Genomic DNA, 19,174 nt, shown 5'->3' with positions numbered 1-19,174 from the left:
CGCCTTTGCTAAGCTACTGAATGGTCTTGTCGCCGCTTACTGTCGTTTTATTGTCGGGTGTCGTCGGCATGGGCGTCGCCTTTCTCGTGTGGCTCCACCGGGACCGGCCGGGTGCAGGACCGCTGGCAGTGTTCGTCGTTGCGGCGAGCCTCTGGGCTGTTACGTACGGCATCGAGCTCGCTGTGCCGGGGCTGTCAACCATGGAGCGACTCGTCCAGATACAGTTGACGCTCTCAGTAATCATCCCTGTGGCGTGGCTCGTGACGGTCATCGAGTACGCGGGATATCCACACTGGCTCACGCAGCGCCGAACGGCGCTGTTGCTCGTCGAACCGGCAGTGTTTGTCACGCTCGTGTGGTCAAACCACGCTCACGAACTCATTTGGTCCGGCCGCGAAACCCAGTTCGTCTCAGCGTCGTCAGTGACGCTCGTTCCCGGATTCGAAGTCATCTACTGGGGCCATATGTCGTATATTTTGCTTCTGATTCTCGCGGGCGGTGTTCTCCTGTTGCGAATGCTGTTCCGGTCGAATCAGGCATTCCAGAGCCAGGGACTCGCACTGCTGCTTGCAATTACCGTCCCGACAGTCATCCAGACGCTGTTTGTGCTCGGTGTGCTGCCAACCGCCTTCGACCCGACGAGTCTCGGATACGTCGCGTCGGGGGCCGTCCTCTCGGTCGCTATCCTCCGCGGGCAACTGCTCGACGTGGCACCGGTGACCCGAGAACTGGGCCGGGAAGCCATCTTCACCGAAATGGACGACATGGTCATCATTGTCGACGACGAGCGCCGCATCGTCGACATCAACGCGGCCGCCACGGCGCTGTTCGACGGTGACCAGAATGCAGTTCTGGGCCGCTCGCTCCCCCAGATGTCACCGACACTCGCCGAGACGGTTCCCGGCCCTGGTGAGCAAACCCAGACCGAGATGGCTCTCGACCGTGGCGGCAGTGTGCGGTACTACGACGTGCGCGTGCTACCGCTGTACCGCGCGTACGGCGTTGTCTCGGGCCATCTCATCAGTCTCCGGGATATCACGGACCGCCGACAGCGCGAACAGCGGCTGGACGTGCTGAATCGCCTGCTTCGCCACGATATCCGAAACGAGATGAACGTCGTCAAGGGGAACGCGGACCTGCTCAGGGATACAGCCGACACCGACGAACGCGAGCGACTCGACCGCATTATCAGCACAGTCGACGACATCGTCGACCGAAGCAACAAAATCGGCCGAGTCACCGAGGCGTTAGAGACAGAACAGCACAGCCCGACAGCGCTTGGGCAACTGCTGGAATCGGTCGTCAGCGACGCCAAGGGCCGCCACCCTGACGTGGCGATCACGCTCACCTGCGAGGATGATATCTGGATTCGGGGTGGTCCGTCGGTCCGCATCGCGCTGGAGGAACTGGTCGAGAACGCTGTCGAACATCAGGCAACCGATGCGGACCGAGTTGCGGTCGAGATCACGGCGACGCGGGCCGATGGAACGCCGGGCGCCCGTGTGGCCGTTCACGACAACGGTCCCGGTATCACCGACCACGAGCGCGAGGTCATCCGTTCGGGGACCGAAACGCCGCTCAAGCACGGCTCCGGCGTCGGGCTGTGGCTCGTCAACTGGATCGTCCGGAACCTTGGCGGTCGGATGTCGTTCCCCGATACGGACGATTCAGGAACGACCGTAGAGCTGCAACTGCCGACGGCTGAGCCCGGCCACGCGACGGACGAACCAGTGGCGGCCCGCAGGGAGAACGCTGACTGAGCGTAGCCGCTACCACTCGATTTCAGCTTTATCGCGCCAGAACCGCCCGCTCGGTGCGTCGGGTCGGAAGCGGGCGAGCCAGACCGGCGTCTCCGCTCCTTTTTCGGGTGTTCGCGGGGCGCTGCCCTCGGTCATGTCCGTCTGAACGTACCCCGGACACACCGAGTTGGCGACCAGCCCGTCGGCCGCGTACTCGCCGTCGAGGTACTTCGTCAGTCCGTTGACGCCCGTCTTCGAGATGCGGTAGGCCGGCGTGCCGCCCGACTGGCTCTCGGTAATGGCTCCTAGCCCGGAGGACATGGTGACGACGCGGCCGCCGTCGTCGCCCAGCAACAGCGGGAGGGCGTATTTCGTCATGAGGACCGCCCCCCGGAGGTTCGTATCGAGGGTGTGGTCGATGACGTCGGTCGGCATCTCGTCGAGTGGTTCTCGCGAATCCATCACGCCGGCGTTGTTGACCAGCACGTCGAGGTGACCCTGTTCGCGCTCGATGCGGTCGACGGCGGCGACCATCCCCTCGTCGTCGGTCACGTCGAGTCCGACGGCGTGGCGGTCCATGGCTTCGATGTCGTCAGTGTCGCGTGCGCCGGCGTACACAGTCGCGCCGAGGTCGACCAGCCCGTCGGCGATTGCCTTCCCGATGCCCCGCGTCGCGCCGGTGACGAGGGCGACCTGCCCGTCGAGGGAGTCATAGAGCGGAACGTCCATACCCGAAGTTGGGCGGCCGAGCCGAAAAGAAGGGTGGTCGTGGCGACTGCGCCGCTATGTCGGGCCGACCTACCGCTCCTCGTCCCGGCGCATCGCGATCTCGAACCAGGGACAGAGGCGCAGCTGGCGGTAGTACTCGGGGTGTTCGCGCAGCCGCTCGTAGGGGACCCACATGAGGCCGTCGACCTCTTCGGGGTTCGGTTCCAGCGAAGTGTCGTGGAGTGTGGCCTGGAGAACCGCGCAGACTTCCCATTCGAGGCCGGCGTTCTCGTAGTAGCGCTTGTACTCGAACCGGTCGGTCACGCGGAGGTCCCCGTACTGCGAAGGGTCGATACCCAGTTCCTCTTCGAGGCGCTCCTCGGTGGCTTCGACCTGCGTCTGGCCCTGGACGGGGTGGGAGGCGACGGTGCCGTCCCAGTGGGTGTCCCAGAGGCGTTTGTTGGCGGCACGCTGTGCGAGCAGGATTCGGTCATCCTCGTCGAACAACAGGGCGGTGAACGCGCGGTGGCGAACCCCGTCACCGGTGTGCGCATCGAGCCGATTGACCAGCCCCTCCTCGTTGTCGTCGGCATCCACCGCGACGACCTCCTGTCGAGCGTTTTCGTGCGTCTCGTCGACCGCGTCGGAACTCATATGTCGTACCTCTCACAGAGGCGCGTATTACGCCCTTCGACTTCCCGTCACCGCGCCGGGTGGTCCGACACGAACTGCTTGAGTATCTGCTCTTCCGCGCGGTGGAGCGTTTCACTGCAGGTCGACTTCGCGATACCGACTCGGTCTGCAAGCTCCGTTAGCGAGCACTCCCGCGGCGTGTCGTAGTAGCCCGCCTCGATGGCCTCCTCGACCAGTTCGAACTGGCTCTCGGTGAGTACCTGCTCGCTTTCGAGGTGTTGCCGGATGCGGTCGACGCTGAAGGAGATGCCGAACTCCTCCAGTTGCTCGCCGAGTTCGGAGAGTCGTTCCTGTGGCGCGGATATGTCCCAGACGGCCTCGCCGTCCGAGAGCGTAAACGGCATCTCCAGCGGAACGCCCGAGCCCTGAACTGGGAAGAGCAGGAGCGGCATCGACGTCTCGAACTGCACTAGCGCGCTGTCGTCCCGGTGTGACAGTATCTCCAGCGTGGTGACAGACTCTCTGTTCTCGATATCACGGAGCACCGCCGGGAGGTCGTCTGCTGTGATCTCTGCCAGCCCGACACCGGAGTCCTCACCGGGGAGCGCCGACAGGATGCGAAACGTCGCGTCGTCGTACGCTCGCGAGACATCGCCGATCCAGATCTCCTCCGGAATCGTGAGTGTGAGTTCTGCGTGTGGCATTGGTGTATCCGAATATATTCGCCCGGCCCCTGCGTCCGTAATCCCGAACATGTTCGTCCACTCTTCGCCGGAATAAGAAATTTGGGGGTAGTGTCCCACGCTGCCACCACGATATAGGACCGGACAAAACCGCAACGTCGAACATCTACGGGTATGGCGAACGCTTATTCCGCCGGCCACTGGCCGTCTGGTATGGAGCGCGTCTCGCTGACTCGGACAATCCCGGCCGATTCGGAAACAGTCACCGGTCTGATAACCGACGTGGCACCGTTCATGCGCGCGGCAGGCTTCGACGAGGTGACGCTCGACGGGGACGACCTCGGCATCACGAACCGCGTCGGCCTCTTCGAAATCGAATTGGACCTTGAAATCGTCGAGACCGACGCCGTGTTGCGGTACGAACAGCGAGAGGGTATCTTCGAGTCGATGATGACGGAGTACCGCATCGAGGCCGTCGACGACGGGACCGAGGTGACGGCGACGACGGAGTACAGCGCACTCGACCTCCCGGTTCTCGGCGAGATGCTCGATTCGACCGTCGTCTCCCGACAGCGCACGAAGGAGCTCAACAGGCAGTTCGACTGGCTGGTCGAGCAAGTGCCATCGCGGTAGACGCGAGCGTGACTGTTCGAGCGACCGCCTGGCTGTTCTCTGTTTAATAACCCGAACATCTTCGGGAGAGGACCGAGGGATACCCACGGATTACCGGTACATATGAGCCATTCCCACGAGGACGTGCCGCCGGTCACGACCGAGGTGCACGACAACTCCTGGTCGGCGAACCTGGAGACGCCCGCACACGCCGCGGACCCCGACGTGGTCGTCGAACAGGCCATCGACGCCGTCGAGATGACGACAGCTGGGAACCACGTCAATCTGGTGAGCCACGCCGACCACGGTCACCCGGAAACCTACCTGTTCGACGCGCTGGAGGACGCCTTCGGCGAGACGATTTCGACGGAGTACGTCCAGCAGTGTGGCTGTGGGGGCCACGTCACCCGCGTCCACCGGGAGGCATAGATGCGCGGGAATCTCGACCTCGACCAGCAGCCGCTGGTGCTGATATGGGAAGTGACGCAGGCCTGCGAACTGGCGTGCAAACACTGCCGGGCCGACGCCCAGCCGCGTCGCCACCCCGACGAACTGTCGACGGCGGAGGGAAAGGCGCTGCTGGATCAGGCCCGCGAGTTCGGCGAGGGCCAACTGGTCGTCCTCTCGGGCGGGGACCCGCTCGCTCGTGAGGATCTCCCCGCGCTCGTCGACTACGGGACCGAGCGGGGCCTCCGGATGACGATGACCCCGAGCGGGACGACCTCGCTGACGAGGGACCGGCTGGCCGACCTCGACGACGCCGGACTCCGGCGGCTGGCGCTGTCTCTCGACGGCGGCGACAGCGACGCCCACGACGCCTTCCGGGGCGAGTCCGGGAGCTTCGAGGCGACGATGGCGGCCGCCGAGGCGGCCCAGGATCTCGACATCCCGCTGCAGATAAACACCACCGTCTGTGCGGAGACGGTCGAGCAACTGCCGGCCATCCGGGACCTCGTTGCAGACCTCGATGCGGTGCTGTGGTCGGTGTTCTTCCTCGTCCCGGTCGGCCGCGGGCGTGTGCTGACGCCGATTCCCCCCGAGCGGGCCGAGCGCGTGCTGGAGTGGCTCCACGAGGTCAGCGACGAGGCGTCGTTCGGCCTCAAGACGACCGAAGCGCCCCACTACCGGCGCGTCGCGATACAGAACCAGGACGAGGGGGCCAGCGGGCTCAAGCGCCGAATGGGTATCCGCGCCGGCAAGGGCTTTGCCTTCGTGAGCCACACCGGCGAGGTGTACCCCTCCGGGTTCCTGCCGGAATCGGCGGGCAACGTCCGGGAGGAAAGCGTCGTCGACATCTACCGGGAGTCGTCGCTGTTCCAGCAACTCAGAGACGACGACGCGCTGACGGGCAAGTGCGGGGCCTGCCGGTACCGGTCGGTCTGTGGCGGCAGTCGGTCGCGGGCCTACGCGACGACGGGAGACCCGCTGGCGGCGGACCCGCTGTGTGACTATCAACCGGATGGGTTCGAGGGGCCGGTTCCCGACCAGCACCCAGCAGATTGAGGGGATTTTTCACTCCGTGGGAACGCGCCTCGCCCGTTTTGTAATGTGGTGTCACAGTAACTTGTATGAGCGACTCCGGCATCAGAGTGGAGCTATCGGTCGATGCCCCGGGGGCCTGTCCGGTGGCGAGCGTCTCGGATGAGGCGGGCGCGGCCGTGACCGATGTTGCCCGAAGCAGCCCAGATGCAGACGGGCAGGTCATCGAAGAGTTCACCGCGACGGGCACTGACGGAGGGGAAATCGAGACACGAGAGGACATGGACAAGGTGTTCTCGACGGGCACCGGGGCCCGCTACCAGTTCTCTCGGTCGCGAACTGAGTGCGTCTGTGAAGCGGTCGAAACGTATGACTGTCCGGTGGCAGATATCCGTGCTGAGGGCGGACAGCTCCACCTGACATTTCACGCTCCCGATGTCGACCGGGTGCGAGCCATTGTGACGCGGCTGAAGGAACTGTACGACGGCGTCTCACTCCGGTCGATGCGGCGCAACGGCGATGTCGACCCGGTGGACTCGATACTGGTCGACCGGAGCAAGCTCACCGACCGGCAGCAGGAAGTGCTCGAAACGGCCGTCGAGATGGGCTATTTCGAATACCCCAAAGGGGCCAACGCCGGCGACGTGGCGGCGGAACTGGACATCTCCGTTTCGACGTTCGCCGAACACCTCGCCGCCGCCCAGACAAAGCTGCTTGACAGCATTGTCGCGGAGTAGGCCCGCGACGCGGATCTCCTCCTACCAACGGCGAGCGAACGCCGCTAACAGAAGATACGTATACAGGAGTGCGCCGAGAACTCCTGCCGCTGTGCCGACCGGTCTCATCCAGCCGACACGGCCGACAAGACCGAGTAGCTGTATGCCGAGTCCGCTCCCAAGCAGTGCAATCGACAGCAGCGCTGTTCGGTCATCTGCACAGGGCCAGACGCCGACTGCCGGCGGGTAGAACTGGAACGCTGCGCCGACCACAGTGAGTCCGAGAAAGCCCGCCAGCATCGCCCGATAGTGCGCAGTGACCAGCGCCGGGCTCCGACCGGTTGCGGCGACAGTCAGCCCGAATCCGATACCGACGACCCCGGCCACGACCGCCAACAGCACCGCGTAGAACCCGACGCGGCGACGCTCCGACCGCAGGAACAGGACCAGATACGACAGCGCGAACCCCGCGACCGCGGTTGCTTCGACGACGCCACCGATGAGGAGGAGTGCGCGGTCGAACAGCCCGAACCCGAGCAGCGCGGGACCGGTGGCACCGGCCATGACGACGAGGACGACGACCGGGCGCGGCACCGTCGCGACCAGAAACCGGGGGAACACCCGAAAGCCGACGCCGAAGATGAACAGCGCGGCCGTCCCCACAGCGAGCAAGTGCGACAGTTGTTGGGGGAGTACTGACCCGAAGCCGGCGGCGGTAGCGAGCGCACCAGCGGCCGCGACGGCGAGGTAGCCGAGCGCTATCGGGACCGCGACGTTGGCGGTTCGGTCGACCGGTTCCCGGTGGGCGTTCGCGCCGCCGGTCCCCGTCGCTGCGCCGGTGACGTTGCCCCACATTGTCCGGCCCAGCGTGCCGAGAAACACCCCGACGCCGCCGACCCAGAGTCCGGTTCCGACGGGGCCGAGCCACGGCGGCCCTACCGGCCCGAGCGCCAGCGCAACCGTCCCGACGACGGACAGCGGAAACTGGACGGCCGGCCCCGACTCCCACGCGAGGTCCCGGTCGAAGTACGACGGCACGAGCGCGTAGGCTTTCCCGAACAGGACGTGCAGGACGAACCCGTAGAGCCCGAGCGTGACGACGACGCGGCGGGGCGCGGCGACCGCAATCGCGGCGTGGAAGCCGACGAAAAACAGCGCGCTGGCGGCGACGAACCACCGCGAGGCGCGCTCGGTCCGCATCTCACTCCGGCCGTATCGTGACGTGCCACTCCTCGTCGGCGACCTGTTCCGCGTCGTACTGGTATCCCTTCCTCGTGAGAACGTCGTACAGCGGCACCGGCTCGAAGCTGTTCACCAGCCTGAGCGCCTCGCTTTCGCTGACAGAGTCGAGCGCGTCCATGATCTGTCCGAACGGCTCCCCCTCGACGTCCCGAACGTCGAGTTCTCGTACCGACTCTTGCTGGTCCGTACTCATACGTCCGATGACGGTCCCAGCCAGTCAGACAGTTCTCCCGAACGTGTTCGGACGACGGTGCGGTTCCGATATGCGTATCGGAAAACGGACCGTCGCTGCGACCCGCAGGTCACCGGAGCGTCGTGTAGCTCAGTCCGGCGATGGCGATAAACTGCAGCGAGCGCAGGACCAGTACGGCTTGCTGGACGTGTGGGTCGCCGGCGTAGAAGCTCTGCATCGAGAAAAAGAAGTAGACGGCGATGGCGTTCTCGGCGAGCATGGCGACGGCGAAGGCGATGAGGCCGGCGACGAGTCCCGTCCGGAACGTCGCGTAGTTTCGGACCCAGACACCCAGCAGCGGCAGTAGTAACAGGACGTTGAGCCCCGCTAGCGCCGCCGCGGCAGTGATGAGCGGTCCCATCGCCATCAGCGCCACCTCGCATGCCTGCCGGTCGCGGCCCTGGTGATTTGTTCTCTCATTCGTCCATTTTCTCCACGATCTCCTCGAAGGTATCGCGGTAGTTGTCGAACCGGTCGGTCAGGAAGTAGAGTTTGGCGTACTCCTCGTCGCCGGATTCGACCACGTCGTGGTCCTCTAGCTGTTCCATGTGATGTCTGATCGTCTTGTAGCCCACGTCGAGTTCGTCGGCGAGTTCGTTGGCGTTCATCGGTCGGTCCGAGAGAGCGTCGATGATACGCGCCCGGTTGGCGCCGCCGCGCGTCGCCGTCAGCAGGTACCAGAGCGCTTTCTCCATCCCACTGTCCTCCCGGGACCTGCGTCTGCCCGTCGTATAGTTTTGTCTCTCCCCGTCGAACAGCCCGCTGGACTCGGATACATATGCCACGATGGGATACCGGAGTCAAAACGGGCGGCGGATAAAGCGTTTCTTCGCACTCTCTTCCGAGACTGTTCCAATTTCGGGGCGACTGCGCACTAGGTGCCGCCAGTGACCACCCGCTCAGCGGACCGCTGCTGTCGCGTCGGCCATGATGTCGATGGCCTCTTTCAGCGTCTCCATGTCCGTCGCGTAGGAGATGCGGGCGTAGCCCGCGCCGTGTTCGCCGAAGGCGTCGCCGGGGACGACGACGACGCCGCGGTCGATGACCTCGTCGACCCAGCCGTCGGGGACCTTCGGCATCGCGTAGAACGCGCCCTTCGGCGTCGGACAGTCGAGTCCCATCTCTTCGAGGCCGTCGAGCAGCACGTCCCGTCGCTCCTCGAACGCGTCGCGCATCTCCGCGACGGGGTCCTGTGGCCCTGTCAGCGCCGCCTCGGCGGCGTACTGGGCCGGGGCCGACGCACAGGCCTGTGCGTACTGGTGGACCCGTAGCATCCGCTCGATGCGGTCGGTGGAGCCGGTGACCCAGCCGAGCCGCCAGCCCGTCATCGAGTACGCCTTCGAGCAGGCGTTGACGACGACGACGTTCTCAGTCTCGCTGAATTCCGCCGGCGAGCGGTGCTCGCCTTCGAACACCTGGTGTTCGTACACCTCGTCGGAGATACACAGCACGTCGTGTTCGTCGGCGATACGGGCGAACTCCCGCATGTCCTCGGGGGACTGCACTGCGCCAGTCGGGTTCGCCGGCGAGTTCACGACGAACGCCGCCGTGTCCTCGGTGATGGCCTCTTCGACCGTCTCGGGGGCCATCGTGAGGTCCTCACGCAGCGGGACCGGCCGCGGCGTCCCGCCGGCCAGATGGGTCAGGGCGTCGTAGGAGACGAATCCGGGGTCCGGGAAGATGACTTCCTCTCCTGCATCAACATGGGCCTCCAGCGCGATATGCAGCGCCTCGCTCCCGCCCGACGTGGCAATGATGTCCCCGGGGTCGACGTCGAGGTCGTTGTCCCGGGCGTGTTTGGCGGCGATGGCCTCCCGGAGTTCCTCGGTCCCCTTGTTCGACGTGTAGGCGTCGACTTCCCCAGCCTGAATTGCCTCGACGGCCGCTTGCCGGGCGTGCTCCGGCGTCGGAAAATCCGGCTGGCCGAGGCCGAGGTTGATGGCGTCTTCGCCGGCCGCCTCGAACACTTCGCGGATGCCCGAAATCGATACCTGCTCTACCCGCCGGGAGAATTCGGTCATACTCTGTTTCGGGGCGGCCGGCCCGATAATTCTTCCTTGTGCTTCGGTAGCAATAGCATCCACCGTCTGTTCTGCTGTATCCACCGACCAAAGTAAACAGCTTTTATGTTTATAACTATTCCATTATATATCAGATATCAAAATTGACGCGTAAACATAATGCAGTTTATGTGACTTTATTTATTACATATCGGGCTGCATGATGAATTATATATTAGTTTTATAACCTACCCATATTTAGTGGGAGTCGGATGTCCCGACATACTCTGCCGAAACCGTCCAGAAGATCAGTCATCAAGATGCTCGGTTCCGCCGTAACGGTCGCAGCTTTCGGTGGAGAAGCCAGTGCATCACAAAAAACTGACACAGAAGAATATCTGATCGGTGTATCAAATGATAAAAACGCATCAGATGTTCATAACAAAATAAAGGAGCGATCCGACCTTGAACAGCTTGATATTATTGACGTGAACGAGTCACTTTCGTACCTTCGTTCAGCAGTCCCTCAGGAATTCAAGGAGGAACTCCTTCCGACGGTCGAAGCGATTGACGGAGTCAAATACACGGAATTCAATCACGTTCGCGAGCCGATCGCCACGGTTCCGAATGACCCGAAGTTCGACAGCCAGTACGCGCCACAACTGGTCAACGCCCCGAAAGCCTGGGATGTTACCTTCGGTAGCAAAGACGTCACCATCGCTGTCATAGACACTGGGACAGATTACACCCATCCCGATCTTGACGGGCAGTTCGGGAGCCAGAAGGGACGGGACTTCGTCGACAACGACAGCGACCCCGCACCGCAATCCGCTCAGCATGGGACACACGTCTCCGGCATCGCTGCCGGCGAAACGAACGACGAAACCGGTATCGCAGGTGTCAGTAACTCACGGCTCCTGAGTTGTCGTGCACTCGGTCCGAACGGGGGCCGAACCGCCGATATCGCTAACGCTGTCGAGTGGGCGACTGATCAGGGGGCGGACATTATCAATATGTCACTCGGTGGCGGCGGCTACAACCAGACGATGAAAAACGCTGTTTCGTACGCATGGAATCAGGGTGTCCTCCTCATCTGTGCAGCCGGTAACCACAAGGACGGTGACCCTCCAAGCCAGCAGGACGTGTCGTACCCAGCAGCCTACGAAGAATGCGTCGCCGTCGGTGCCGTCGATCAGAACAAGAGTCCGACCGAGTTCTCGAACTACGGTGAGAAGGTCGACATCGCGGCTCCGGGCAATGACGTCCTCTCATCCGTTCCCGGAGGGGACTACGCGCAGTTCCCCGGAACCTCAATGGCGTGTCCTGCTGTCGCCGGCGTTGCGGCGCTCGGACTCGACAGACACGATTGGCCCGTCAGCCAGACCCGACAGAACCTTCTCGACACTGCCCAGCCATTGAGTGAGGACAGCAAGTTCGTCGGTGTCGGCCTTGCGGATGCATACAACTTCGTCACCGCCGGCGGCGGATCGAAAAACGAACCGCCAATCGTGACGCTCAACGACGACTCACGAACTGTCACTGTCAACAGAGAGATTATCTTCGATGCCAGCGGCTCCCGTGATCCCGACGGCTCGATAACGAACTACCGCTGGGAGTTCGGCGACGGCTCAGACCCCGTTACGGGTTCGGACGCAGCAGAGGTCAGCCACACGTACACCGACACTGGCGACTACACCGTTACCGTCACTGTGACAGATAATGACGGTGCCGAGGCAACTACCTCAGTCAACGTCTCTGTCTCTTCTGAAGCAAAAGACCGTATCACCACTGAGTCGTCCGGCTCACTCAGTGGGATGCTTGACTATGATACGTACACGTACGCCCTGGAGACGGACTCGCCTCTGCAGTTGATCCTCAGCCTCGATGGCCCGTCTGATGCTGACTTCGACCTCTATGTCTCCTTCGACGGTCGCATACCCACGCCGAACGACTACGACCGCGCGTCCTACACGCAGGACAGCAACGAACAGATAATCATCGACGACTTCTCGCAGGTCAGCGAAATAGGCATACTCGTGTATGTCTACAGCGGACGCGGAGACTACACACTCTCACTGGAGGAAATCGGAAACACAAGCTCGTAATCCAGCTGCTATTCTCTCGTTTCGACTGGTTTCGTGCGTAGTGTCCGCTTGCCCTTCGGCTTTCAGTTCACCGGGGTTTCGCGCCGGTTTTGCTGTGGCAATCGCGCCGCCACCGCCGACGCTCACTCGCCTCGTCGCTGGCGGATCCTATCGGACCACAGACATCGCAATCGCGCCGCCACCGCCGACGCTCATCCCCACGATGCCGCGATGGTGGTCCGCTCGTTCCATCGCATACAGCATCGTGGTCATGAGGATGCCGCCGCTGGCTCCGATGGGGTGCCCGAGCGCCACTGCGCCGCCGAGCGGGTTGTGTTTCTCGGCGGGGATGTCGAGTTCGTCGGCGACGTACACCATCTGCGCAGCAAACGCCTCGTTGAGTTCGAAGTGGTCCACGTCGGCGACGGCGAGGTCGTTGCGCTCAAGCAGTTTTTCGACAACGTCGCGGACGGCGATAGAGAATTCCGACGGGTCACGGTAGGCAACCGCGTAATCTTCGACGTGGGCCATCGGTCCCAGCCCTTCGCGATCGACCGTCTCGGCGTCGGCCAGCACCACTGCACCCGCTCCGTCCGAGAGCTTCGAGGCGTTGCCGGCGGTGATCGTGCCTCCGTCCGAAAACGCCGGTGGAAGCGCCGCCAGCCGATCCAGCGTCGTGTCGGGCCGCGGCCCTTCGTCCTCTGTCACGAGGCCATCCGCTGTTTCCACGGGGACGAGTTCTTCGGTGAACGTCCCGGACTGGATGGCCTCACCGGCACGGTGGTTGCTCCGCCGAGCGTACTCGTCTTGAGCCTCGCGACTGATGTCGTGCTCTGCGGCGAGGGCCTCCGTCAGCGTGCCCATGTGCGCGTCGTAGTGTTTGTCCCACAGCGAGTCCCAGATCATCGCGTCGACGAGTTCGCTGTTCCCGTGTCGGCGACCGCCGCGCATATCCGGAACGAGATACGGCGCGTTCGACATCGACTCCATACCGCCGGCGAAACACACCGACGCCCGACCGGCCTCGATACGGTCGGCGGCGGTCGTGATCGCCCGCAACCCGGACCCCGATGCCTCGTTGAGCGTCGTGGCGGCGACATCGTCAGGGAGCGGCGACTCGACGACGACTTGTCTGGCCGGAACTTGGCCGACGCCCGCCTGTACCGCGTTTCCGAGGCCGACCCAGTCGACACTGTCTTTATCAATGGCGGTTCGGTCAAGCAGTCCCTCGACGGCTGCCGTACCCAGCGCTATCGCGCTTCGTTCTGCGAGGCCTCCCAGCAGTTCACCGTGTGCGGTGCGTGCGCCGTCTACCAGAACCACATCCGTCATACGGGCTACATGAATCTGAGCCTACAATACTGTTCGCCCGACGATGGACGGCCTCCTACTCTTCGGCCGTCGTCCGCAGTTCCTCGATGGCCGTTTCAAGCCGGCGGAGCGTCGCATCAGCGTCGGTGTATCCTTGCTCGTACTCCCCGTAGGCGTCGTCGGCTTCGTTCAGGAACGCCTCGACAGCAGCATGGATTTCGTGATCGCTCATGGCTGTCCCGACGGCAGCCGACCAGAAAAGTCCCGCTACTCGTGAGTCACTGCGTCACGTCGTAGTCGACGCTCGCATCGCGAAGGGCGTCGGTCACACGCCCCACGGTGTCCTGTGTCGCGACGACCACGGCATCGAGTCCCCGCGATGCGGCCGCAGCGGCCACCTCGCCAGCCGCGAAATGTGTCGTCGGTTCGATGTCGGCATCGCGGAGCGCAACGACGGACTCGACGCCCGCTGCGGTGACGATGGGAACATCTGCACAGGCTGTGGCGATCTCGTCGATGTTCTCGACTGGCCCCGTCCGGACCGGCGGGACCTGAATGACGCTGACGTGGCCGGGGTCGAGGTCGATGACGCCCTCGAAGCCGGTGACACCGACGACTTCGCCCTCCGCGGCGCTCGTCGTTGTCACGCCTGTCGCGTCGCCGCCGCCGGGATGGGCGTGCAACAGCCCGTCCGACAGCGAGAGTGTCACCGTCTCTCCTTCTTTCAGATCCGCCGTGGCGATGGCAGCGTCCTCCTGCACGCTCCCGAGTACGTCGTCGGTGACGTGGTCGGCGAACCGTCGGACATCGGTCGCAGACTGGAACACCCAGTCGACGCCCTCCTTGGTGACCCGGTAGCGGGACCGCCCCTCTTTCTCAACGAGGCCGTCGTCGACGAGTTCGCGGATGTACTCGCTGACGGCCTGGCTCGTCACGCCGACGGCATCGGCGATTTCGCCCTGACTCACTGCGGGCTGGCGCTCGGCGATTTCCACGAGGACCCGAAACCGCGTCGCGGCCCGCTTGTTCTCCAGGACGTCGACCATACAGGAGTCACGGGAGTCGCGGGTAAAAATACCACCGACACTGTCAGGCCCAGATACGCGGGCAGCCCCGCGCCGAGCGTTCGCGTGACCGACAATATAACCGTCGGCAGCGCCGACTCCACGGCGATGACAGCCAGCTATGACGACCGTGCGCTCCTGTTCGGGGAGACGCTCGTCGTCGCGGACCTCCACGTCGGCCGGGGCACCGGCGGAAACCTCGAACTCCCGGTCGGATCCGGCTCGGACATGCTCCAGCGGTTCCAGTCGCTCGTCGAGCGCCACAAGCCAGCGGAGGTCGTTATCGCCGGTGACCTCCTCCACTCGTTCCAGACCGTTCCCCGGTCGGTCGAGAGTACCGTCGCCGGCCTCAGGGAGGCCTGCCGGACGGCCGGTGCGCGCCTGCTCGTGACGCCGGGCAACCACGACACGATGCTCGACAGCGTGTGGGACGGGCCGACCGAGCCGGAGTACCGGGTCGGCGACACCGTCGTCTGCCACGGCCACGAGGCCCCCGAAGCCGACGCCGACCGCTACGTCGTCGGACATGACCACCCCACGATCAGCATTGAGGGGCAACGCCAGCCCTGCTACCTTGTCGGGAGCGGTCAGTACCGCGGCAGCGATGTCGTGATGCTCCCGTCGTTCAACAGGCTGAACGCCGGCGTCGAGGTCAACGAGATGCGCGCCGGTGACTTCCAGTCCCCGCTGGTCACCGACGCCGACCGGCTGGAGCCGGTGGTCTGGGACGAGAGCGGCCGCGAGACCCTATCGTTCCCGCCGCTGGGGGAGTTCCGCCGCATGCTATAACGGTAAGTATTTGAGCCGCGACGGTGGACGCTGGAATATGGTTCAGACAGAAATCGCGCTGGGTCTCATCGCGATTACGCTGCTTTCGCTACTGCTGCTGTACTTCGCGACAATAAAGTACGTCTCTGAAGTCCTCGAAGGGGAGGGGCCCGACCACGAGGGAAACACGAATAGCGGCGGTCCAGCCGCATAGACCGCCGTCGCTTCGGAGTTGTCTCAGCAGTTCTACTATCGTAGCAGATCAGCGGCGACCTTGCCGCTCTCCAGCGCGCCCTGTATCGACGACCAGCGGGTGTAGTCGCCAGCCAGGACCGCGTTCCCGTCCGGCGCTGTCGGGTCCGGGAGCGATTCCCGGTATCCCGGTGGCTGGGCGAACTGTGAGAACGGAACTCGGTCAGTCCGGAGGTGTTCGAGCGCCTCGAAGCTCGCGCTCGGGTACCACGACTGAAGTGCGTCCCGAACCTCGGCGGCCAGTTCCTCGTCGCTCGCTTCGGGGGTTCCGAGGAAGGTGGCGCTGTATAGCTCCATTCCCGCGGGCGCGTACTCACTGGCGACAGCCGACAGCGGCGCGACGGTGTTTGGCCGGTCGTCCGCCGCGTTGAGGATGATGCGCTGCCCGGTCGTCGGGGCGCGGTTCGTCGGGAGCGCGAAGTACTGGGTGACACAGCCGACGGGCTCAGTCGGAATCGCATCGATATCCGTCAGTTCAGCCGCTGTCTGCGGGTCCGTCGCAACGACGGCGCTTTCGGCCGTCACCGTCTCCGTGCCCACCTCGGCAGTGATCTCGCCGTCGTGGATCTCCATGTCTGTGACGGCCGCGTCGGTCTCGATGGTCACTCCCGCCGAGCGAGCGCGGTCGGCGAGCTGGCGCGGCATCGCCTGCATCCCGTCGGCGGGGACGAATATCTCGCCCTCGCTCAGCATCTTGTAGGTGTACTCGAAGATGCTGCTGTCGGTGCCCAGCGAGCGGTCGAGGGTGATACCGCCGTAGAACGGTGCGGCGAACCGCTCGACGAACCGCTGTGAGAAGCCGTAGTCGGCGAGGTACTCCCGGATGGTCCGGCCGCCACGAGAGAGCAGTTCGACCGGCTCGACGCCGGCCAGTTCGCGCTGGAGCCGGAACAGCCTGAGCTTGTCGGCCGTGCGCACGTCGGTGTTGAGCAGCGTCTGTGGCGCGGCCGTGGGGTTGCGGAGCGGGTCCGACAGCACCGAGCGGTGGTTCGGGCTGGCGATGGTCGCGCCCGGCGTGAACGTCCGCGGGGCGAGCGCCTCGATGTCGAGTTCACGCTTGGCCGCAGGGTACGCAGTGAACATCACCTGGAACCCGCGGTCGAACGTGTAGCCGTCCTCGTGGGCCGTCCGGACGCGACCCCCGACCTCCGAGGCCTGTTCGAAGACGGTCACGTCTCGGCCCGACTCCGCCACGTGCCGGGCGGCGACCAGCCCGGCGAGTCCGCCTCCGGCGACGACGACATCTGTCATACCCTCCGGTTCGACCGCACGGGACAAGAGCGTGCTGAAGCGGGACCGGACCACACTTGGTCGTCCCGTCCCCAGTGGGAGACATGGAGACGACTGCGGCGTTTCGCGGCCTCACCTGCACGGCGTGTGGTGCGGAAACCGACAGCACGGCGGACCGCTGTCCCGACTGCGGCGGGGTCCTCGTGGGCGACTACGACGTTCCGGAGCTGACGCCGGCGGCGCTGCCCGACACGACGGGGCCGGGCCGCTACGAGCCGCTGCGGCCGTTCCCTCACGACGCGACGGTGACGCTCGGGGAGGGGGCGACGCCGCTGGTCCCGGTCCCGGACCTGGCCGAGGAACTCGGCGTCGATGCGGTGTACGTCAAAGACGAGGGGCGCAACCCGACGGCCTCGCTGGGGGACCGGAAGCTCTCGCTCTCGGTCACTGCCGCCACCCAGCGTGGGACCGAGCGCGTCGTGACGCCCTCGACGGGCAACGGCGCGCAGGCCAGCGCCGCCTACGCGGCCCGGGCCGGCGTCGAGTCGAAGGGCTTCGTCCCCTCGCGGTGTCCGTTCCTCAACAAGGCGATGGTGAACGTCCACGGCGGCGACATGCGCGTCGTCGAGGGGCGGTACGACGACGCCGTCGCGGCCTTCGACGAGGAACTGGCCGAGGCCGCCGATGGCTGGGTCCCGGTCGCGCCCGGCCACCCGTTCCGTATCGAGGGGGCCAAGTCCGTCGCCTTCGAGACGGCTGACGACCTCGACTGGGCGGTCCCCGACGCGGTGGTCCACCCTACCGGCCACGGCGAGACGGTCGTCGGTCTCGAACGCGGCTTTCAGACAGCAGCCGACAGCGGCCTCACGGAGTCGGTCCCGCGAATCTACGCCGCACAGCCCGATTCGGCGGCCGCCATCGCCGACGCCGCACGCGAGGGCGACGACGAACCGGCGACCGTCGAGCACCCCGACACCATCGTCGGCCCGCTCGAAGTGCCCGACCCCGCGGCCGGCACGGCGGCGCTGGACTCGCTGGAGCGTTCGGGCGGAGGCGGCGTCGCCGTCCCCGACAAGGACATCTTGGCCGGTGCCGTCGACGGCTGCGAGATGGGGCCGGAAACAGGCGCGACCGGCGGGACCGCCATCGCTGGCGCACGGGCGCTGGCCGACGACGGTGCCTTCGACGGCGACGACGTGGTCGTCCTGGTAAACCCCGTCGCCGGCAGCAAGGAGGCGGACCTCCTGCGCAGTCACCTCATGAGCCAGGGCATCTGAGCCGGTCGGAATAGGGCCGCTGTGGCACGACACCGCACGCTTCGGTGCTGTTTAACCCGTCGTGGCACAACACTTGCCTGATGCGCGCCGCAGCGTTCAGCGAACTCACTGGCCCGGACGGCGTCTCGCTCGTCAACCGACCGACCCCTGAACCCGGACGCGGTGAGGCGGTCGTCTCCGTCGAGGCGTGTGCTATCAACCGCCACGACCTCTGGATTCTCGAAGGCGACTCCGCGATGGTCGACACCGACGATTTGCCGTTTGTCAGCGGCCTCGACGTGGCCGGGACCGTCGACGCCGTGGGCGAGGGTGTCACCGCCGTCGAACCCGGAGACCGTGTTGTACTCTGCCCGAACGAGACCTGTGGAACGTGTCGCTACTGCCGTGAGGGGCCTGAGAACCTCTGTGCGAACTTCTCGCTGTACCACGGCGGCCTCGCCGAATCGGCCCGCGTCCGGGCCGACCGGCTCGTCGCGCTTCCCGACGGCGTGGACATGGTCGAGGCGGCCGCACTCCCGACGGCCTACATGACCGCCTTCCACATGCTCCACCGGGTCGAGACCGGACCGGGCGATACGGTGTTCGTGCCGGGCGTCACCGGCGGCGTCGGCGTCGCTGGCGTGCAACTCGCCGACGCGCTCGGCGCTCACACCGCCGGCACCTCCTCCTCGCGGGCGAAACTCGACCGCGTCGAATCGCTCGGCCTGGACCACGCCGTCGAGAGCACCGACCCGGACGAGATTCGGGCGGCAGTCAGCGAGGTCGGGCCGGTCGACGCCGTGCTCAATCACCTCGGCGGCGAGTACACGCAGGTCGGGCTGGACGTTCTCCGTCGCGGCGGCCGGATGGCGGTCTGTGGGCGGACGGCCGGCGGCACGTCCGAGATCGACATTCCAGACCTGTTTCTCGGCCACAAGCGCGTCATCGGGAGTACGATGGGAACACAGGGTGACCTGGAGCGACTCGTCGGCCTCGTCGCTGACGGTACACTCTCTCCGGAAATCGGGGAGACGTACTCGCTTGAAGAGACCGATGCGGCGTTTGCGGCAATGCAGGACCGAGATAGCGTCGGCAAACTCGTCGTGACGCCGTAGTCACTCCCGCGACCCCCAGAAACTTTCCAGACTGAGTCTGGCACAGACGG

At 64.9% G+C, this 19,174-nt stretch carries 22 protein-coding genes; 10 read left to right on the top strand and 12 right to left on the bottom strand.

The window, feature by feature from the left end; genetic code table 11:
- The first annotated feature begins 20 nt into the window (after positions 1–20).
- The gene (locus AMS69_RS00780; RefSeq protein WP_053966197.1) at positions 21–1,760 is read left to right on the top strand and encodes a histidine kinase N-terminal 7TM domain-containing protein; all 1,740 of its coding nucleotides are present in this window, start codon (positions 21–23) and stop codon (positions 1,758–1,760) included.
- A 9-nt stretch (positions 1,761–1,769) separates the two neighbouring features.
- On the opposite strand, the gene AMS69_RS00775 is transcribed toward AMS69_RS00780, so the two are convergent.
- The 3 genes from AMS69_RS00775 to AMS69_RS00765 form a co-directional block, all read right to left on the bottom strand.
- Positions 1,770–2,468 carry an SDR family NAD(P)-dependent oxidoreductase gene (locus AMS69_RS00775; RefSeq protein ID WP_053966196.1) on the bottom strand — a complete coding sequence of 233 codons (699 nt, stop codon included), beginning with the start codon at positions 2,466–2,468 and terminating at the stop codon, positions 1,770–1,772.
- 69 nt (positions 2,469–2,537) lie between these two features.
- On the bottom strand, positions 2,538–3,101 hold the full coding sequence (locus AMS69_RS00770) for an NUDIX hydrolase (protein WP_053966195.1): 564 nt from the start codon (positions 3,099–3,101) through the stop codon (positions 2,538–2,540).
- 47 nt (positions 3,102–3,148) lie between these two features.
- Positions 3,149–3,784, bottom strand: coding sequence for a helix-turn-helix domain-containing protein (locus tag AMS69_RS00765; RefSeq protein ID WP_053966194.1), 636 nt, complete (start codon positions 3,782–3,784; stop codon positions 3,149–3,151).
- 192 nt (positions 3,785–3,976) lie between these two features.
- Between AMS69_RS00765 and AMS69_RS00760 the strand changes: the two genes are divergently transcribed.
- The 4 genes from AMS69_RS00760 (at position 3,977) to AMS69_RS00745 (ending at position 6,591) form a co-directional block, all read left to right on the top strand.
- Positions 3,977–4,396 carry an SRPBCC family protein gene (locus AMS69_RS00760; RefSeq protein ID WP_238378330.1) on the top strand — a complete coding sequence of 140 codons (420 nt, stop codon included), beginning with the start codon at positions 3,977–3,979 and terminating at the stop codon, positions 4,394–4,396.
- Positions 4,397–4,498: 102 nt separating this feature from the next.
- Positions 4,499–4,804 (top strand): CGCGG family putative rSAM-modified RiPP protein, encoded by a 306-nt coding sequence (locus AMS69_RS00755; RefSeq protein ID WP_053966192.1) that lies wholly within the window; start codon positions 4,499–4,501, stop codon positions 4,802–4,804.
- On the top strand, positions 4,805–5,878 hold the full coding sequence (locus AMS69_RS00750) for a radical SAM protein (protein ID WP_053966191.1): 1,074 nt from the start codon (positions 4,805–4,807) through the stop codon (positions 5,876–5,878).
- A gap of 65 nt (positions 5,879–5,943) precedes the next feature.
- Positions 5,944–6,591, top strand: a complete 648-nt coding sequence (locus AMS69_RS00745; protein WP_053966190.1) for a helix-turn-helix domain-containing protein — start codon at positions 5,944–5,946, stop codon at positions 6,589–6,591.
- 21 nt (positions 6,592–6,612) lie between these two features.
- On the opposite strand, the gene AMS69_RS00740 is transcribed toward AMS69_RS00745, so the two are convergent.
- The 5 genes from AMS69_RS00740 to AMS69_RS00720 form a co-directional block, all read right to left on the bottom strand.
- Complete coding sequence (locus AMS69_RS00740) at positions 6,613–7,770, bottom strand: hypothetical protein (RefSeq protein WP_053966189.1); 1,158 nt, start codon at positions 7,768–7,770, stop codon at positions 6,613–6,615.
- Position 7,771: 1 nt separating this feature from the next.
- Positions 7,772–8,005, bottom strand: coding sequence for a DUF2249 domain-containing protein (locus AMS69_RS00735; protein ID WP_053966188.1), 234 nt, complete (start codon positions 8,003–8,005; stop codon positions 7,772–7,774).
- A gap of 109 nt (positions 8,006–8,114) precedes the next feature.
- Positions 8,115–8,411 (bottom strand): hypothetical protein, encoded by a 297-nt coding sequence (locus tag AMS69_RS00730; protein WP_053967003.1) that lies wholly within the window; start codon positions 8,409–8,411, stop codon positions 8,115–8,117.
- 49 nt (positions 8,412–8,460) lie between these two features.
- On the bottom strand, positions 8,461–8,739 hold the full coding sequence (locus AMS69_RS00725; RefSeq protein WP_004593670.1) for an ArsR/SmtB family transcription factor: 279 nt from the start codon (positions 8,737–8,739) through the stop codon (positions 8,461–8,463).
- 204 nt (positions 8,740–8,943) lie between these two features.
- A complete protein-coding gene (locus tag AMS69_RS00720; protein WP_053967002.1) occupies positions 8,944–10,065 on the bottom strand; it encodes a pyridoxal phosphate-dependent aminotransferase in 1,122 nt (373 codons plus the stop codon).
- A gap of 467 nt (positions 10,066–10,532) precedes the next feature.
- Between AMS69_RS00720 and AMS69_RS00715 the strand changes: the two genes are divergently transcribed.
- On the top strand, positions 10,533–12,149 hold the full coding sequence (locus tag AMS69_RS00715) for a S8 family serine peptidase (protein WP_274377993.1): 1,617 nt from the start codon (positions 10,533–10,535) through the stop codon (positions 12,147–12,149).
- Positions 12,150–12,296: 147 nt separating this feature from the next.
- On the opposite strand, the gene AMS69_RS00710 is transcribed toward AMS69_RS00715, so the two are convergent.
- From AMS69_RS00710 to AMS69_RS00705, 3 genes are read right to left on the bottom strand one after another with little or no spacing between them, the layout of a single operon-like run.
- Positions 12,297–13,460: a thiolase family protein gene (locus AMS69_RS00710; RefSeq protein WP_053966186.1), complete on the bottom strand. Its 1,164-nt coding sequence runs from the start codon at positions 13,458–13,460 to the stop codon at positions 12,297–12,299.
- A 55-nt stretch (positions 13,461–13,515) separates the two neighbouring features.
- Positions 13,516–13,671 carry a hypothetical protein gene (locus tag AMS69_RS20440; protein ID WP_202904502.1) on the bottom strand — a complete coding sequence of 52 codons (156 nt, stop codon included), beginning with the start codon at positions 13,669–13,671 and terminating at the stop codon, positions 13,516–13,518.
- Between the two features lie 46 nt (positions 13,672–13,717).
- On the bottom strand, positions 13,718–14,485 hold the full coding sequence (locus AMS69_RS00705; RefSeq protein ID WP_053966185.1) for a DUF7839 domain-containing protein: 768 nt from the start codon (positions 14,483–14,485) through the stop codon (positions 13,718–13,720).
- Between the two features lie 126 nt (positions 14,486–14,611).
- Between AMS69_RS00705 and AMS69_RS00700 the strand changes: the two genes are divergently transcribed.
- Positions 14,612–15,292: a metallophosphoesterase gene (locus tag AMS69_RS00700; RefSeq protein ID WP_053967001.1), complete on the top strand. Its 681-nt coding sequence runs from the start codon at positions 14,612–14,614 to the stop codon at positions 15,290–15,292.
- Positions 15,293–15,329: 37 nt separating this feature from the next.
- Positions 15,330–15,485 (top strand): hypothetical protein, encoded by a 156-nt coding sequence (locus tag AMS69_RS20435; RefSeq protein ID WP_004518693.1) that lies wholly within the window; start codon positions 15,330–15,332, stop codon positions 15,483–15,485.
- A gap of 35 nt (positions 15,486–15,520) precedes the next feature.
- Here the strand turns inward: AMS69_RS20435 and AMS69_RS00695 are convergent, their stop codons facing one another.
- The gene (locus AMS69_RS00695) at positions 15,521–16,774 is read right to left on the bottom strand and encodes an NAD(P)/FAD-dependent oxidoreductase (RefSeq protein WP_053966184.1); all 1,254 of its coding nucleotides are present in this window, start codon (positions 16,772–16,774) and stop codon (positions 15,521–15,523) included.
- An 83-nt stretch (positions 16,775–16,857) separates the two neighbouring features.
- On the opposite strand from AMS69_RS00695, the gene AMS69_RS00690 reads away from it, so the two are divergent.
- Complete coding sequence (locus tag AMS69_RS00690; RefSeq protein WP_053966183.1) at positions 16,858–18,030, top strand: threonine synthase; 1,173 nt, start codon at positions 16,858–16,860, stop codon at positions 18,028–18,030.
- Between the two features lie 80 nt (positions 18,031–18,110).
- Positions 18,111–19,124: an alcohol dehydrogenase catalytic domain-containing protein gene (locus tag AMS69_RS00685; protein ID WP_053966182.1), complete on the top strand. Its 1,014-nt coding sequence runs from the start codon at positions 18,111–18,113 to the stop codon at positions 19,122–19,124.
- The last annotated feature ends 50 nt before the right edge of the window (positions 19,125–19,174 follow it).

The organism is Haloarcula rubripromontorii (assembly GCF_001280425.1).
In the GTDB taxonomy this organism is placed as follows: Archaea; Halobacteriota; Halobacteria; order Halobacteriales; family Haloarculaceae; genus Haloarcula; species Haloarcula rubripromontorii.
Note: the sequence above shows the minus strand (reverse complement) of the source record. Positions and strands in the feature narration are given on the sequence as shown.